Source organism: Rhodoferax sp. (genome assembly GCF_010365055.1).
In the GTDB taxonomy this organism is placed as follows: Bacteria; Pseudomonadota; Gammaproteobacteria; order Burkholderiales; family Burkholderiaceae_C; genus Rhodoferax.
In genome coordinates, this window is record NZ_JAAFHA010000035.1 from 22,021 (window position 1) to 37,020 (window position 15,000).

Genomic DNA, 15,000 nt, shown 5'->3' on the forward strand with positions numbered 1-15,000 from the left:
CTTGGGGTGTTTTCTTTTGCGGGCTCTGACTGTGCCCGACTCGCCGGGCCCGTTTCGGGGGCATCTCGCTCCAGGCTTGGGCAGCGCTGCCGGCTTCGGAAAATGCTTGTGATGAGCGTCAGCGCAGGCCGGCACCGCTGGCTTGGTCGGCGCGCTCAATCAACTCGATCTTGAACCCATCGGGATCGGTGACAAAGGCGATCACCGTGCTGCCGCCCTTGACGGGACCAGCCTCACGCGTGACCTGGCCACCTGCGGCCCGGATTTGCTCGCAGGCGCGCAAGCAGTCAGGCACGGCGAGCGCCAGGTGGCCAAACGCGCTGCCCATGTCGTAGGACTCGACGCCCCAGTTGTAGGTAAGTTCAATCTCGGCATGGTCCGGGTTGCTGCCGTAGCCAACGAAAGCCAGCGAGTACTTGTAGTCGGGGTTTTCCGAAGTGCGCAGCAGCTTCATGCCCAGTACCTGGGTGTAAAAGTCGATCGAGCGTTGCAGGTTGCCAACGCGCAGCATGGTGTGTAGAAATCTCATGGGATGAATTATGTTGCAAATCAAAGAACCGGGTGCAGTGCGGTGTGATGACACCGCACTGCCATGATTTTTAGATAAAAAAAGGGCTGATCTTGCGACCAGCCCTTAAGGAGTCCCTGAACCTGTTGGTTTCGAAAGGACCCGAGGAGACAACCAGTAAAAAACTACATGTTTCTCAAAAATCTCACTTGTGTGAAGTATCTCAGGGTTTGCCCTTAGTTTTGTAGAGATGTCGCTCCAGAAAAGAAATTTATCTCAAACTTACTTCACATTAATTTCTAATTAGCGCTTTTTGGCAGCAGGCTTGGCGGCATTCACAGCGGTCGCTGAAACTGCGTTGAAGTTGGCTTCAGCCACTTCGGTTGCTTGTTGAACCGCTTTTTGCACCGATTCCATGGCATTGCTTGCAGCAGCCACGGCGCTCTTCATGACGGCAACAGCAGACTCAGAGCCAGCCGGTGCATTCTTGGCGACGTTGTCCACCAAACCCATGAATTTTTGTTGAGCTTCGGCAGCTTGGCCTTCGAAAGCCTTGTTGAGTTCAGCCGTGGAGCCGGTAGCGATGTCATAAAGATGACGGCTGTAAGCGGCGGTCTTTTCAGCCAGCGGTTGCAGCAGTCCTGATTGCAGCGCCAGCAATTCTTGTGCGTCTTTGGCGCTCAAAAAGGCTTTGGCAGTTTCGCCGGTTTCGGCCAGAGCCGCTTTGGAAGCGGTCAGGTTGAGTTCAACGATTTTTTCCACGCCTTCGAAGGCTTTGGAAGTCAGACCCAACAGGGTTTCGAGAGTTGCTTTTTGTGAAGCCATGACTTGTTCGACGGTCAACATGATGATTTTCCTTTGAGAGTGAAGATAAAACAGTATCTGCGCCGAACCCCAGCCTAGGCTTGGTTTATGTTGCAGTGCAGCATGACCGAAATTATAGGGATATATGGCAACCCTGCAAGTGATTTTTGTTGCATTGCAACAATTTAGAACAAGAATTCTAAAAAAGCAATGTTTGGAATGCCGGCAGACGGCTGGCATGCAGGCCTTTGGCCGAGTGAGTCGCGGCACTGGCAAAATCAGGCCCCATGACTGAAGCTAAATCTGACAAGCCCTTGCCCGCGTCACGCAGTGACTACCGGGTGTTTCGCAGCATCAGCACGCGCTGGATGGACAACGATGCCTACGGCCACGTGAACAACGTGGTCTATTACAGCTGGTTTGACACGGCCGTGAACGCCTACCTGATCGAACAAGGTGTGCTTGATATTCACCAAGGCGACACCATCGGACTGGTGATTGAAACCCAGTGCAACTACTTTTCACCGCTGGCCTTTCCACAGACGGTAGAGGCCGGGATACGCGTGGCCCGCTTGGGCGCGTCCAGTGTGCGCTACGAGGTGGGACTGTTTGCGCAGGGCGAGCCGCTAACGGCGGCGCGCGGTCACTTTATCCACGTCTATGTTGACAAGCAAAGCCGGCGCCCGACTCCCTTGCCGCTCAATCTCAAAACTGTATTGGAAACACTGCTATGACATCAATCAGCCTGGATTCTGCCAACCTGAAGGCGGCGCTCGTGGACGCCGCCATCACCTCGCGCATGTCGGTGCGGGCTTTCACGCAAGCGCCAGTGCCCCGCCAAACCCTCACAGACTTGCTGCAGGTCGCCAGCCGCGCACCCTCGGGCACCAACACGCAGCCCTGGAAGGTGTACGTGCTGCAGGGCGAGAGCCGCGCTGCGTTGTGCGAGCAGGTTTGCGCCGCGCATGACGCCGTGCGCGCTAACCCGGCATTGCTCAGTGAGTACCGCGAAGAATATGACTATTACCCCGAGAAATGGGTCAGCCCCTACATTGACCGGCGCCGTGAAAACGGCTGGGGCCTGTACAACTTGCTGGGCATCGGCAAGGGCGACAAGGACAAGATGCACTGGCAGCATCAGCGCAATTACAGGTTCTTCGACGCGCCGGTCGGCCTGATGTTCACGCTGGACCGCGTCATGGGCCGTGGCTCACTGCTGGACTACGGCATGTTTCTGCAAAACATCATGGTGGCGGCGCGCGCCCGTGGCCTGCATACCTGCCCGCAGGCAGCGTGGAACGGTTTTGCCAAGATCATCCTGCCGCACATCGGTGCCGGTGTCGACGAGATGCTGGTCTGCGGTATGGCGCTGGGTTACGCCGATGAGGACGATGTGGTGAATACCTTCCATACTCCGCGCGTGCCGGTGGCGGAGTTCACACATTGGCTGGCGTGAGTTGGCTCGCCAGCGGTGTCTTAAATCAGACGTAATACAGAATCAGGTAGCCCAGTAACAGCACCAGCACCCAAAGCCCCATGCTTCGGGTAGACCAGGTCCGGGCAAAGCGGCCATTTTGGCGGTGTTGATGCATAACCACGGTCAGCACCTCTGAGCCCACATTCAGCAGGCCGCGCATCAGCCGGTGCCAGGTGTTCACGAGGGGTAGCCCCACATTGATCTGCAGTGCGGGCAGCAATCTGCGCCAGATCCAGTCGGTATCGAGCGTGATCGTCAGTGTGCGTTTGAGGTAGGGCAGCATCACAAAAAACGCCAGGCCAGAGAACAGCAGCAACTGCAATTGGGTGACCACATGCGCCCCGGTATAGGGCACGAAATCTACGCTGAAAGGGAGCAAGGCATAAAGGGGCTCGGGCCAGACGCCCAGCGCGATGCAGAGAAATGCAAAAACGACCATGGCCCAGCGCATGCTTGCCGGTGGCTCAGCCGGACGCAGGCCCGAATCCTTCTGGAAGAACACAAACCACGGGAATTTGATGCCGGCATGCAGGAAAACGCCGGCAGAGGCGGCGGTCAGCAACAGCCAGACCCACAGCAAGTGGCCGTCGAGCGCGGCCTGGGACACCATGGACTTGGAGATAAAGCCAGAGGTGAGCGGGAACGCGGAGATCGCCAGCGCGCCGATCGTGCCGCAGGCGGTCGTCAAGGGCATGGTGTGGAACAGGCCGCCAAGTTCAGAGCACTTGCGCTTGTCCGTCATCAAGATCACCGAGCCGGCCGACATCAGCAGCAGGGCCTTGTAGATGATATGGGCGAAGGCATGGGCCGCCGCGCCGTTCAGTGCCATCTCGGTGCCGATACCGATACCGGCAATCATGAATCCCACCTGGTTGATGATCGAGTAGGCCAGAATACGCCGGATGTCGTTTTCCAGCAGCGCGTAAATGATGCCGTAGAACACCATGAACAAACCGACCCAGATCAGCAACTCGGTGCCCGGAAAGCCGCGAATCAGCACATACACCGCCGTCTTGGTGGTGAACGCCGAGAGGAACACGGTGCCGCTCCAGGAAGCTTCCGGGTAAGCGTCCGACAACCAGGCCGACAGCGGCGGTGCGCCCGCATTGACCAGAAAGCCCATCAGGATCAACCAGTGCGCTGGCGAGTCCAGCACCATGCGCGTAAAGGTGACGTCGCCGGTTTGCACAATATGGCCGGTGACGCCAGCAAACAGCAGCACGCCGCCCATCAGGTGGATCATCAGGTAGCGCCTTGCGGCACGGTAGGATGCCTGCGTGCCCTGGCTCCAAAGCACCAGCGTCGAGCCCACCGCCATCAGTTCCCAAAAGACGAACACCGTGACCAGATCACCCGCGAGCGCCACACCGATGGCTGAACCGGCATAGACAAACGCTGCAGGTACTTCAATGCGGCTCTTTTGACTCAGGGCGAACAAGCCGCCGCCAGCGGCCATCAGCGAAAAGATGGTGGCGAACAGCCGTGAAAGCTTGTCACCCTGCAGCGGCGTGATGGTGTAGTCAAGAAAACGCAGTTGCCAGGCTGGGCCGTCAGGCACTTGCCACACCAACGCCAGTACGAGCAGCGGCAAAGCCACCACCGCGACTGAACGCAGCGTGCCGCGTAGCAAGGGTAGCAGCAGGGCGCCGACGATGAGCACCAAACCGGGGTGAATCAGAAGGTCAGTCATTGTCGTGGCCGTAATAGGAGTCGGGCCGTTTGAGCAGGAGCGCCAAGCCCTTGGCCACGACGATCATGGCGACACACCCCAGGAAGCCGAACCAGGCGTTGAAGCCAAAGATCGACTCGATTGCAAAGTGCGGATGCATGGGCACCAGAAGCTCGGCCAGCACCGTCAGTACCAGTACCACCAGAAAACCACGCCACAAGCGCTTGACGTTGCGGGGCTGATCCAGCCAGTGGGGCTTCTCGTCCATCGGTTTCATCCTCACGGGGTAATCATCTGCCGCGCCAACTCCAGGGGCACGCCAGGGAAGAAGAACAAGAGCACGGTGCCCGCAGCGGTGACGGTGAGCGCGATCACCATCAGCAATGGCGCCTCGCCATGCGGGTGGCCGTGCGGGTCGGCGGGTGGCGCCACGAAGAAGGCGCGGTAGACGATGGGCAGGAAGTAGCCCGCATTAAGCAGCGTACTCAGCACAATCACCGCCACTGCGAGCCAGTGCTGCGTGGCCATCGCGCCTGACAACATGTACCACTTGGAGATAAAACCAGCGGCCGGTGGCAGCCCAATCATTGACAACGCGGCGATCGCAAAGGCGCCCATGGTCCAGGGCATGCGCCGGCCGATGCCGTCGAGTTGGCTAACCTCGGTTTTATGCGCTGCGGTGTAGATCGCGCCTGCAGCGAAGAAGAGAGTGATCTTCCCCACCGCGTGCACCGCAATGTGCAATACGGCGCCGATCAGGGACAAAGGCGCCAGCAGGGCCGCGGCCATGATCACATAAGACAGCTGGCTGATCGTGGAGTAGGCCAGTCGCCGTTTCAGGTTGTCGGCTGTCAGCGCCACGACCGAGGCCGCAATGATGGTGAAACCGGCCACCGCCACCAGCCAGTGGGTTGCGCCCGCTGATGCGAGCGTGTCAAAACCGAATACGTAGACGATCACTTTGACGACGCTGAACACGCCGGCCTTGACCACAGCGACCGCATGCAGCAATGCAGACACCGGGGTGGGCGCCACCATGGCGGCAGGCAGCCAGCGGTGAAAGGGCATCAGCGCCGCTTTGCCAATGCCGAACACACACAATGCGAGCAAAAGGGCGAGCTCGGTGGGCCCGAGCTTGTCAGCCAGGATACCTCCAACCGTGAAGTCCGTGGTGCCGGCGATGTACCAGATGAAGACCAGCGCCGGCAACAGGAACAGGGTGGATGTGCTGAGCAGCAGGCCGAGGTAGACACGACCACCAGCGCGCGCTTTTTCGGTACCGTGATGCGTGACCAGCGGATAAGTGCTGAGTGTCAGCAACTCATAAAAGATGAACAGCGTGAACAGGTTGCTGGAGAACGCAATGCCCATGGTGGCTGCAATTGCGAGCGCAAAGCAGACAAAGAAGCGCGTTTGATTCGCCTCTTTGTTGGCCCGAACGTAGCCAATCGAATACAAGGAGTTCACGATCCACAAGCCTGAAGCGATCAGGGCAAAGAGCATCCCCAGGGGCTCGACCTTGAAGGCAATCTGCAGGCCCGGCAGCAGGCTGAACAAGACAACGCCCGGTCGCGCGCCGCCCAGCACCACGGGCAGCAGCGACAGCACGCAGGCCAGCAACGTCGCTGCCGTGACCAGCGTGATGCCTTCGCGCAGGTTGGGCAGGCGCCGCGCCAATGAGATCAGCAAGGCCCCTGCCAGTGGCACCGCCATGCCAGCGAGGATGGCCTGTTCGGGGGTCAGCATCAGCGCCGCCCTCCCAAAAGTGCGGTTGCCGCATCAGACGCCGTGCCAATGGTGAATGAGGTGTCGAGCCCGAAGTACACAATCGCAATCACCAAAATGGCGGTCGGGATGCTCATCAGCCAAGGTGTCGTGGCAACCTCTGCCGTGTCCTTGCGCGGCTCCTGGAAGTACGCGGCTTCAACAAAGCGCCAGACGTAGGCGGCGGCCAGCAAGGACGACAGCACAATCATGAACACCAGCCACCACTGGCCCTTCTCCAACGCGGCCAGCAGCAAATACCATTTGCTGATGAATCCTGCCGTGCCCGGCACCCCCATCAAGGACAGACCGCCGATCACAATGCCAAAGCTGGTCAGCGGCATGCGCTTGCCCAGGCCCTGCACGCGCGCCAGCGTGGTGCCGCCCATGCCAAGTGCCACGCAGCCCAATAGCATGTAGATCGCGCCCTTGGTCACGCCGTGGTTGAACAGGTGGACGATGCTGGCCGTCAGGCCAGTGACCGAGTCAAATGACATGCCAAGAATGATGTAGCCGATTTGCGCGACGCTGGAGTAGGCGAACAGGCGCTTCAGGTCGTTCTGGAAGATCGCAACGGTGCTTGCGGCAAACATGCCGGCCAGCGCCAGCAGCAGCATCATTTGGGCCATCGGCAGCTTGGCGAACACGGCTGACTCGCCAAATACCGTGAAATAGAAACGCAGCAGCACGTACACCGCCACCTTGGTGGCGGTGGCCGCCAGGAAGGCCGATACCGCCGACGGTGCGAACGTGTAGGCGTTGGGCAACCACTGATGCAGCGGGAACAGTGCGAGCTTGAGTGACACGCCCACCGTGATGAAGGCCAGCGCCGCCAGCACCGGCCGCGTGCCCTGCACGGTGGCGATGCGCAGCCCCATGTCAGCCAGATTCAGCGTGCCGGTCATCAGGTAAAGCAAGCCGATCCCGATGACCAGGAAGGTGGCGCCGATCGACCCCATCAGCAAGTACTGGTAGGCCGCAAACAGCGCGCGCCGGTCACGCCCAAGCGCAATCAGGACATAGGCCGACAGCGACGAGACTTCCAGGAAAACGAAAATATTGAAGGCGTCGCCCGTGATCGCGATGCCGAGCAGCCCGGTCAGGCACAGCACGAACATGGTGTAGAAAAGGTAGTGCTGCGACGGATGCACTTCGGCTTCGATGCTGGCGCGGCTGAAGGGAAGTACCAGCGCGGCAATGCCCGACACCAGGACCAGCATGAATGAGTTAAGCCGGTCGACGCGGTACTCGATGCCCCAAGGGGCGGGCCAGCTGCCGATGGCATAGCTGATGGCGCCACTGTCGCGCACCTGCAGCCACAGCAGCACGGCGATCGCCAGTGCAGCCCAGCTTGCGATCAGCGCCACGGCAAACGCCACGCTGCGCCGGCGCAGCAACACTGTGAGCGGCGCAGCCATCAGCGGAATGACAACCTGCAGGGCAGGCAGATGGGAGAGCAGATTCATGGCTCTATTCCATCGCGTGCTGGTTTTGCGTCCAATTCCAGTATTTCATCTTCCTCGATGCTCTCGTAGGCCTCGCGAATGCGCACCACCAGGGCCAGGCCCAGGGCCAATGTCGCGACACCCACCACAATGGCCGTGAGTATGAGGACGTGGGGCAGGGGGTTTGAATAGACCGTGAACGCGTCGCTCAAAATCGGTGCCGTGCCACCGATCAACTTGGCCGGTGCGATGTACAGCAGATAAACCGAGGTCTGGAAAATACCCAGACCCACCAGCTTCTTGATCAGGTTGCTGCGCGAGATGACGATGAACAAGCCCGCGATCATCAGAAAGATGGTGATGAAGTAGGTAAAGTGACCGCCCAGCGTCATTGAACTCGTTGCGCCTGTCATTCGTCGTCCACCTTGCTGCGGTCAGCGAACATATAGAAGATTTTCAACATCACACCGGACACGGTGGTGGCCACGCCCACTTCGACCCAGAAAATGCCGCGATGTTGGCCGTGCACCGGGTTCGGGTCGAGCACAAAGTAGTCCAGGTAGTTGCCACCCAGAAACAGGCCGGCCACACCGACACCCGCATAGATCAAGACACCAATGGCCATCATCGATTCCACTAGCGGCTCCGGGACGACCTTGCGGGCATCGGCCAAACCGTAGATCAGCGCGTAGAAAATCACGGCTGCTGCCAGAATGACGCCCGCCTGGAAGCCGCCGCCCGGGCCAAAGTCACCGTGAAATTGCACGTACAAGGCAAACAGCAGAATGAACGGGATCAGCAGTTTGGCGATGACGCGCAGGATCAAATCGTTTTTCATAGCTTGCGGCCCTTGCGACGGCGCCGCAAGAGCGCCACCACACCGGCACCGGCCGTGAAGACCACCGTGGTTTCGCCCAGCGTGTCATAGCCACGGTAACTGGCCAATACCGCCGTGACCACATTGGGCACGTCGACCTCTTGCTTGATCTCATTGAGGTAGCGCGGTACGACATGCTGATGGATCGGTGCGTGGGGGTCGGAGAATTCGGGCAGGCCGAGCGTGCCGTAGACCAGCATTCCACCCACTGACAGCGACACGAGCAGGGGGATCAAGGGTTTGCTGGGCGGGCGCGCTTCTTCGCTCTTGCACAAATACAAGGCCCCGAGCAAGAGGACGGTGGAGATACCCGCGCCAACCGCTGCCTCCGTCATGGCCACGTCTACGGCGTCCATGGCGACCAGCACGGTGGCCATCAGAAAACTGTAGATGCCCCCGAGCACGATCACGCTGAACAGATTGCGATTGCGAACGATGACCCACGCGGTGACAGCCATCAGCACCATCAAGACGTTAATGACTAGGACTTCGATGCTGTGTTCTCCTCGTCCGCCAAAAGCGGTTTGAGCCCGCGCGCCATGCCGGCGCGAGCCAGTGCGTGCGTTGCAGTCGGACTGACAAACAAGATCAGCAAACCGATCATGAGGAGCTTGACCGACACCAGCGTGGCACCCGCCTGCAACATCAGCCCCAGCAGGATCAGCCCGGCGCCCAGGGTTTCAATGACGCTGGCGGCGTGCATACGGGTGTAAAAGTCGGGCATGCGCAAAAGACCTACCGCGCCGATCACACAAAAAACGCCGCCCACGACCAGGCAGACCCAACTGAGGCCATCGACCAAGACGCTCATGCGGCAGGCTCTTCGTCGTCGCCCGCGTCACCCAGGTCACCACGGCGGAAGTACTTCAATACCGCAATCGTGCCGATGATGTTGAGCAGGCCGTAGACGATGGCCAGGTCCAGAAACTCAGGGCGCCCATTCAGAAAGCCCAACACTGCCAGCAGCAGCATGGCGACCGTGCCGATGGTGTTGCCAGCCTGGGCGCGGTCGAACACAGTGGGGCCCAAAGCCGCACGTACCAACGCCAGCGTGATTGTGACCAAGAGCGCCAGAGTGGCTGCCGCAAACATCAGGCCTTGCCCTCGGAAGTGGTGACCAAACGATCCATTTCGCTGCCCACCACGCCGGCCGCAGCACCGCGTGTGAGGCCATGGACCAGGAACTCGCCCGCGTGCGCCTCAATGGTGATGGTGCCCGGTGTCAGGGTGATGGAATTGGCGTGAAGGACCAAGCCGACAATCGTCTTTTGGCTCGGCTTGAAACGCACCAGGGTCGGACTGATGGGGAGCTTGGGGTCCACAATGATTTTGCTGACATCCCACCCTGATTTAATGATTTCCTTGACGAGCCACGGCCAGTAAAACAGCGCTTTGGGCGCCAAATGGACTGGATGCCCTTCAGAGTCGACAACATCCATTCGGCGCGCGAACCAGACGACGGCGAGCGCAGAGCCGACGCCCGCCGACAGCAGAAAGGGCGTGAAGAATCCTGACAACAATAGCCAAAAGAGGTACAAGAACGCAAATAGGCTGACGGAATGGAACACGTCGTTTTTTGGCTGTGGATTAAAAGATTTTGCATTGTAGACACCTCTTTCATGCGTCTCTAAAAATTGTGCCGGGGTCGTCAGTTATTGTTCAGCTTGGGGTTTCCAAGTGGTGTCAGTGTCCGATTTATGGGGGTGGACTTGCGGTGGTTGAGAATGTGGCGTTGATAATGCCAAGCGAATTTGTTTTTGAACTGATATGAGGATTGCCAATGAAAGCCCGTATTCTTGTCTCCCGCGCTGTCTTTCCGGAAGTTATTGCCCGCTTGGCGCAGCACTTCGACGTAAGCAGCAACCAGGCCGACGAAGCCTGGACCCCGCTTCAACTGATTCAGAAGCTGCAAGGCAAGCAGGGCATCTTCACGACGGGTGGCGAGCGCATTGACGCCGCGCTGCTGGCCGCCTGCCCTGAGTTGAAAATCTGCGCCAACATGGCCGTGGGTTACAACAATTTCGACCTTGACGCCATGACCGCCGCTGGTGTGCTGGCGACCAATGCGCCGGACGTGTTGACGGAGACCACGGCTGATTTCGGCTTTGCCCTGCTGATGGCAACGGCTCGGCGCATGGCGGAGGCCGAGCACTTCTTGCGCGCCGGCCAGTGGACGCGCTGGCGTTATGACCTGTTTGCCGGCGCTGACATTCATGGCAGCACGCTGGGCATTTTGGGCATGGGCCGTATCGGGCAGGGCATCGCCCGACGCGGCGCACATGGGTTTGGCATGAAGGTGATTTATCACAATCGTTCCCGGCTGGATGCGGCAACCGAGTTGGGATGCAAGGCCAGTTATGTCAGCAAGGAAGAATTGCTGAAGACTGCAGATCATTTGGTGCTGGTGCTGCCGTATTCGGCGTCTTCACATCACGCCATCGGTGCAGCCGAGCTGGCGCAGATGAAGCCCACCGCGACGCTGGTCAACATCGCGCGCGGCGGCATCGTGGATGATGCCGCGCTGGCAGCGGCCTTGCGCAACAAGACCATCGCCGCCGCCGGCCTCGATGTGTTCGAAGGCGAGCCCAAGGTGCACCCTGATTTGTTGACCGTGCCCAATGTGGTGCTGACGCCGCACATCGCCAGCGCCACTCTGCCCACGCGCCTGGCCATGGCCAATCTGGCGGCGGACAACCTGATCGGATTTCTGCTCAATAACAAGCCACTGACACCGCTCAACGCCAAGGTGCTGATTTAATTTTTAGACATTGCCAGGCGATCAGGCTTCCAGAAACATAAGGCTGTCCAGAGCTTGTCGCTGACATCCAGCCCGTCGTTCTGTTGTCGAACACCATGAATCCTATCGCCTTGATCTGGCTGCAATTTGCACTGTGCGTGGGCGTGATTGGCGTTGCCGGTGTGCGCCTGAGCCGCTACGGGGATGCCATTGCCGCGCTCACCGGGCTTTCGCGCAACTGGGTGGGACTGATTCTGATCGCCACCGTGACTTCGTTGCCAGAACTGGTGACTGGTTTAAGCGCCGTGACGGTCGCCTCCGCGCCCGACATTGCCGTGGGTGACGTCTTGGGCAGTTGCGTTTTCAACCTAGCGATTCTTGCCATGATCGATGTGTCTTATCGCCACGGCGCCATCTACGCCCTGGCGGGTCAAGGCCATATCGTGTCGGCGGGCTTCGGCGTCATGTTGTTGGCGGGCGTGGGTTTGGCGCTGCTGCTGACCACGCAGGGCATGATGCCCTCCATTGGGCATGTCAGCTTGGCCAGCGTGATGATCTTCGTGATGTATCTGGTGGCGATGCGTGCGCTGTACCTGACGGAGCAGCGCAACACCAGCACCGTCGTGGCCGAGCGACCGGATATGACCCTCAAGGCGGCGCTCATGAGCTATGGCGTGGCCTCGGCCGCGATTGTGGGCGCGGGCATCTGGCTGCCGATCATTGGCGTGGAGTTGGCCCGGGTGATGGGCTGGTCGAGTTCCTTCGTTGGCACGTTGTTCGTGGCCTTCGCCACCTCGGTACCCGAGCTGGCGACCACCTGGGGCGCCATTCGCATCGGCGCGATCGACATGGCATTTGGTAACCTGCTGGGCAGCAATCTATTTGACGTGCTGATTCTGGCGATTGATGACTTCGCCTACCGGCCTGGCCCCATCTATGCGCATGTGTCGCCGGTGCATGCCGTGTCGGCCATCACTGCCTGCCTGATGAGCGGCGTGGTCATCGTGGCGCTGGCCTACCGGCCGGTGTCACGCGTGTGGCGCAGCGCCAGTTGGGCCAGCTTGGCGTTGCTGGTGCTGTACCTGCTGAATGCTGCCGTTCAGTTTCTGCACGGCCAGTAGCGTTTACAGCATTTAGCGAAGGATCAAAACCGGCACTTCACTCAGGCGCAGCAGCGTGGTCGTCGTACTGCCGACGATCAGCTGGCGGATGCGTGAGTGACCATAAGCGCCCATCACCAGCAGGGCAGCGCCTTGCGCTTTGACCAGTGCAGGCAATATTTGTTCGGGCTCGCCGGGTGCCAGTTCGATCTCGGCGCTAAAGCCGGCCGTGGCCAACGCGCGGCGGGCTTCTTCCAATTGCTGGCGTGCCAGCGGGCTATCGACACCCGCCATCGCGACCAGCACCGGCAGGCCGACCAGCATCGGACTGCGCGCCACCGTCTCGATGGTTTTGCTTGCGGTGGGGCTGCCGTCGAAGGCAATCACAACGCGCTTCGGCGCGTCAAAGCGTTCACCCGTCACGACGAGCACCGGGCGCTTCACCGAGCGGATGACGCGCTCGACGTGGTGGTCCAGATGGATTTTCGAGGGCTGGCTGGCGTGGTAGTGCTGACCCAGCACGAAGAGCCGGGCATCCATCTCGACCTCCAGCAGGTTGTCCACCAGCTCGCCATGGCGCAGGCGGGCATCGAGCTGCGACACACCAGCCGCAGCGGCACGCTCACGGGCCGTCACCAGCAGCCGCCGACCGGCTTCCTGGGCCAGCTTGCTGCGCTTCTCGTCGAGCTCGCTTAGCTCGAGCAACAGCGACTCCTGTGCGCCCAGGCCAATGGCGCCGCTGTAATCGCTGACCGCTGCACGCGCTAGCGGGCGCTCCAGCACATGCAGAAAATCCAGTGGCGCGTCCAGCCGCTGTGCCGACCAGACAGCGCCGTCAATCACCGCCGCCGTGGTGGCGCGTCCGTCGATGCAGGCATAAACCTTGTTCATATTCTTTCCCTTCAATGCATCAGTTGTTCAACAGCGCCGGGCTTGTCGTGGATGGCAAATTTGTCCATCATCGTCGCGCTGGCCTCATTCAATCCGATCACTTCGACCTCGGTGCCCTCACGCTTGAATTTGAGCACCACCTTGTCCAGCGCGCTCACCGCCGTGATGTCCCAGAAATGGGCGCTGCCCACGTCGATGCGCACCTTCTCCACCACCTCCTTGAAGTCAAAGGCGGCGATGAAAGTCTCTGACGAGGCAAAGAACACTTGGCCGACGACGCCGTAAGTGCGTACCCGGCCTTCCTCGTCAATGCTGCGGTCAATGCGCAGCACACGTCCTACCTTGTGGGCAAAGAAGATGCCCGACAGCAACACGCCGACGAACACGCCCTTGGCCAGGTCGTGGGTTGACACCGTCACCACCACGGTGGCCATCATCACGAGGGATGAGCTCGGCGGGTGTTCGCGCAGCTTGCGGATCGAGTCCCAGCTGAAGGTGCCGATGCTGACCATGATCATCACCGCCACCAGCGCCGCCATCGGGATCTGCTTGACCCAGGGGCCGAGGAACACGATCAGAATCAGCAGGAACAGCCCGGCCACCAGGGTTGAAAAGCGTCCCCGCCCGCCGGACTTCACGTTGATCACCGATTGTCCGATCATGGCGCAACCGGCCATGCCGCCAATGAAGCCGCTGGCGATATTGGCCACACCCTGACCGACACACTCGCGGTTCTTGTTGCTGCTGGTGTCGGTTAACTCGTCAACTATCGACGCGGTCATCATCGACTCCAGCAGGCCGACTACCGCCAGCGTGGCGGAGAAGGGCAGGATGATTTTGAGCGTCGCCAGATTTAAAGGCACATCGGGCAGCAGAAAGATAGGCAGACTGTCCGGCAACTGTCCCATGTCGCCCACGGTGCGGATGTCCAGCTTCAGCGCCATGGCCACACCAGTGAGTACGACGATGGTGACCAGCGGTGAAGGAACCGCCCGGGTAATGTACGGAAAGCCGTAGATGATGGCCAGGCCGGCAGCGGTCATGGCGTAAACCACCCAGCTGACGTTGGTCAACTCGGGCAACTGTGCCATGAAGATCAGGATGGCCAGTGCGTTCACGAAGCCGGTGATGACCGACCGCGAGACAAAGCGCATCAACACGCCCAGCTTGAGCAGGCCGGCGACGATCTGTAGCAATCCTGTCAACACGGTCGCCGCCAGCAGGTACTGCAAGCCATGTTCCTTGACCAGCAGGACCATCACCAGGGCCATGGCGCCGGTGGCTGCCGAGATCATGCCGGACCGTCCGCCCGTGAAGGCGATGACTACCGCAATGCAGAATGACGCATACAAGCCGACCTTGGGGTCAACGCCGGCGATGATGGAAAAGGCAATCGCCTCGGGGATCAGGGCCAACGCCACGACCAGGCCGGCGAGCAGGTCGCCGCGGATGTTGGAAAACCAGTCTTGGCGGAAAGATGGTTGAGGCATAGGCAATAAGGGATTGGTACCGGCATTGCCCGGTAGTCGTGAATCAATGAAAAACAAGTATGAACCGCCTGAGCCGCAGGGTTGCGGAGTTTGTCGGCAAGGAAGGCGCGCGGGGCGCCAGGGAATAGAGGAGTCGACTTAAGGCGAATGGCACTTACATAAGCGGCATGACGTCGAGGTCACGAGCGTAAGCACTTGAATTTGAATACAAAAAGAGGTGACTGACCCGTGGATTGAT

18 protein-coding genes are annotated in these 15,000 nt (G+C 59.9%); 4 read left to right on the forward strand and 14 right to left on the reverse strand.

Annotation, left to right across the window (positions count from 1 at the left end):
• Window positions 1-118: 118 nt before the first annotated feature.
• Both gloA and phaP read right to left on the reverse strand, forming a co-directional pair.
• Window positions 119-529, reverse strand: a complete 411-nt coding sequence (gene gloA, locus GZ093_RS09995; protein ID WP_296485464.1) for a lactoylglutathione lyase — start codon at window positions 527-529, stop codon at window positions 119-121.
• A 282-nt stretch (window positions 530-811) separates the two neighbouring features.
• On the reverse strand, window positions 812-1,357 hold the full coding sequence (gene phaP / locus GZ093_RS10000) for a TIGR01841 family phasin (protein ID WP_296485497.1): 546 nt from the start codon (window positions 1,355-1,357) through the stop codon (window positions 812-814).
• 242 nt (window positions 1,358-1,599) lie between these two features.
• On the opposite strand from phaP, the gene GZ093_RS10005 reads away from it, so the two are divergent.
• Together GZ093_RS10005 and GZ093_RS10010 are read left to right on the forward strand one after the other, a co-directional pair.
• Complete coding sequence (locus tag GZ093_RS10005) at window positions 1,600-2,046, forward strand: thioesterase family protein (protein WP_296485466.1); 447 nt, start codon at window positions 1,600-1,602, stop codon at window positions 2,044-2,046.
• Window positions 2,043-2,768, forward strand: a complete 726-nt coding sequence (locus tag GZ093_RS10010) for a nitroreductase (protein WP_296485468.1) — start codon at window positions 2,043-2,045, stop codon at window positions 2,766-2,768. The genes GZ093_RS10005 and GZ093_RS10010 overlap by 4 nt, the downstream gene beginning before the upstream one ends.
• Before the next feature lie 25 nt (window positions 2,769-2,793).
• On the opposite strand, the gene GZ093_RS10015 is transcribed toward GZ093_RS10010, so the two are convergent.
• From GZ093_RS10015 to GZ093_RS10060, 10 genes are read right to left on the reverse strand one after another with little or no spacing between them, the layout of a single operon-like run.
• Window positions 2,794-4,479 carry a Na(+)/H(+) antiporter subunit D gene (locus tag GZ093_RS10015; protein ID WP_296485470.1) on the reverse strand — a complete coding sequence of 562 codons (1,686 nt, stop codon included), beginning with the start codon at window positions 4,477-4,479 and terminating at the stop codon, window positions 2,794-2,796.
• A complete protein-coding gene (locus tag GZ093_RS10020; RefSeq protein WP_296485472.1) occupies window positions 4,472-4,726 on the reverse strand; it encodes a hypothetical protein in 255 nt (84 codons plus the stop codon). Before GZ093_RS10020 ends, GZ093_RS10015 begins: the two co-directional genes overlap by 8 nt.
• Window positions 4,727-4,737: 11 nt before the next feature.
• Window positions 4,738-6,204, reverse strand: coding sequence for a monovalent cation/H+ antiporter subunit D family protein (locus tag GZ093_RS10025; protein WP_296485473.1), 1,467 nt, complete (start codon window positions 6,202-6,204; stop codon window positions 4,738-4,740).
• The gene (locus GZ093_RS10030; protein WP_296485475.1) at window positions 6,204-7,688 is read right to left on the reverse strand and encodes a monovalent cation/H+ antiporter subunit D family protein; all 1,485 of its coding nucleotides are present in this window, start codon (window positions 7,686-7,688) and stop codon (window positions 6,204-6,206) included. The genes GZ093_RS10025 and GZ093_RS10030 overlap by 1 nt, the downstream gene beginning before the upstream one ends.
• Entirely contained in the window at window positions 7,685-8,080 is a 396-nt protein-coding gene (locus GZ093_RS10035) for a cation:proton antiporter subunit C (RefSeq protein WP_296485477.1), read from the reverse strand. The genes GZ093_RS10030 and GZ093_RS10035 overlap by 4 nt, the downstream gene beginning before the upstream one ends.
• Complete coding sequence (locus GZ093_RS10040; protein ID WP_296485478.1) at window positions 8,077-8,505, reverse strand: Na(+)/H(+) antiporter subunit B; 429 nt, start codon at window positions 8,503-8,505, stop codon at window positions 8,077-8,079. Before GZ093_RS10040 ends, GZ093_RS10035 begins: the two co-directional genes overlap by 4 nt.
• Window positions 8,502-9,014 carry a DUF4040 domain-containing protein gene (locus tag GZ093_RS10045; protein WP_296485480.1) on the reverse strand — a complete coding sequence of 171 codons (513 nt, stop codon included), beginning with the start codon at window positions 9,012-9,014 and terminating at the stop codon, window positions 8,502-8,504. Before GZ093_RS10045 ends, GZ093_RS10040 begins: the two co-directional genes overlap by 4 nt.
• A gap of 11 nt (window positions 9,015-9,025) precedes the next feature.
• Window positions 9,026-9,355 carry a monovalent cation/H(+) antiporter subunit G gene (gene mnhG / locus GZ093_RS10050; RefSeq protein ID WP_296485482.1) on the reverse strand — a complete coding sequence of 110 codons (330 nt, stop codon included), beginning with the start codon at window positions 9,353-9,355 and terminating at the stop codon, window positions 9,026-9,028.
• Entirely contained in the window at window positions 9,352-9,636 is a 285-nt protein-coding gene (locus tag GZ093_RS10055) for a monovalent cation/H+ antiporter complex subunit F (protein WP_296485484.1), read from the reverse strand. The genes mnhG and GZ093_RS10055 overlap by 4 nt, the downstream gene beginning before the upstream one ends.
• On the reverse strand, window positions 9,636-10,112 hold the full coding sequence (locus GZ093_RS10060) for a Na+/H+ antiporter subunit E (RefSeq protein ID WP_296485485.1): 477 nt from the start codon (window positions 10,110-10,112) through the stop codon (window positions 9,636-9,638). The genes GZ093_RS10055 and GZ093_RS10060 overlap by 1 nt, the downstream gene beginning before the upstream one ends.
• 212 nt (window positions 10,113-10,324) lie before the next feature.
• On the opposite strand from GZ093_RS10060, the gene GZ093_RS10065 reads away from it, so the two are divergent.
• A complete protein-coding gene (locus tag GZ093_RS10065) occupies window positions 10,325-11,302 on the forward strand; it encodes a D-glycerate dehydrogenase (protein WP_296485488.1) in 978 nt (325 codons plus the stop codon).
• A 95-nt stretch (window positions 11,303-11,397) separates the two neighbouring features.
• Window positions 11,398-12,402 (forward strand): sodium:calcium antiporter, encoded by a 1,005-nt coding sequence (locus GZ093_RS10070; protein WP_296485489.1) that lies wholly within the window; start codon window positions 11,398-11,400, stop codon window positions 12,400-12,402.
• A 12-nt stretch (window positions 12,403-12,414) separates the two neighbouring features.
• Here GZ093_RS10070 and GZ093_RS10075 read toward each other — a convergent pair whose 3' ends face one another.
• Both GZ093_RS10075 and GZ093_RS10080 read right to left on the reverse strand, forming a co-directional pair.
• Entirely contained in the window at window positions 12,415-13,272 is an 858-nt protein-coding gene (locus GZ093_RS10075) for a universal stress protein (RefSeq protein ID WP_296485490.1), read from the reverse strand.
• Window positions 13,273-13,283: 11 nt separating this feature from the next.
• On the reverse strand, window positions 13,284-14,762 hold the full coding sequence (locus GZ093_RS10080) for a SulP family inorganic anion transporter (RefSeq protein ID WP_296485492.1): 1,479 nt from the start codon (window positions 14,760-14,762) through the stop codon (window positions 13,284-13,286).
• Between the last annotated feature and the right edge of the window lie 238 nt (window positions 14,763-15,000).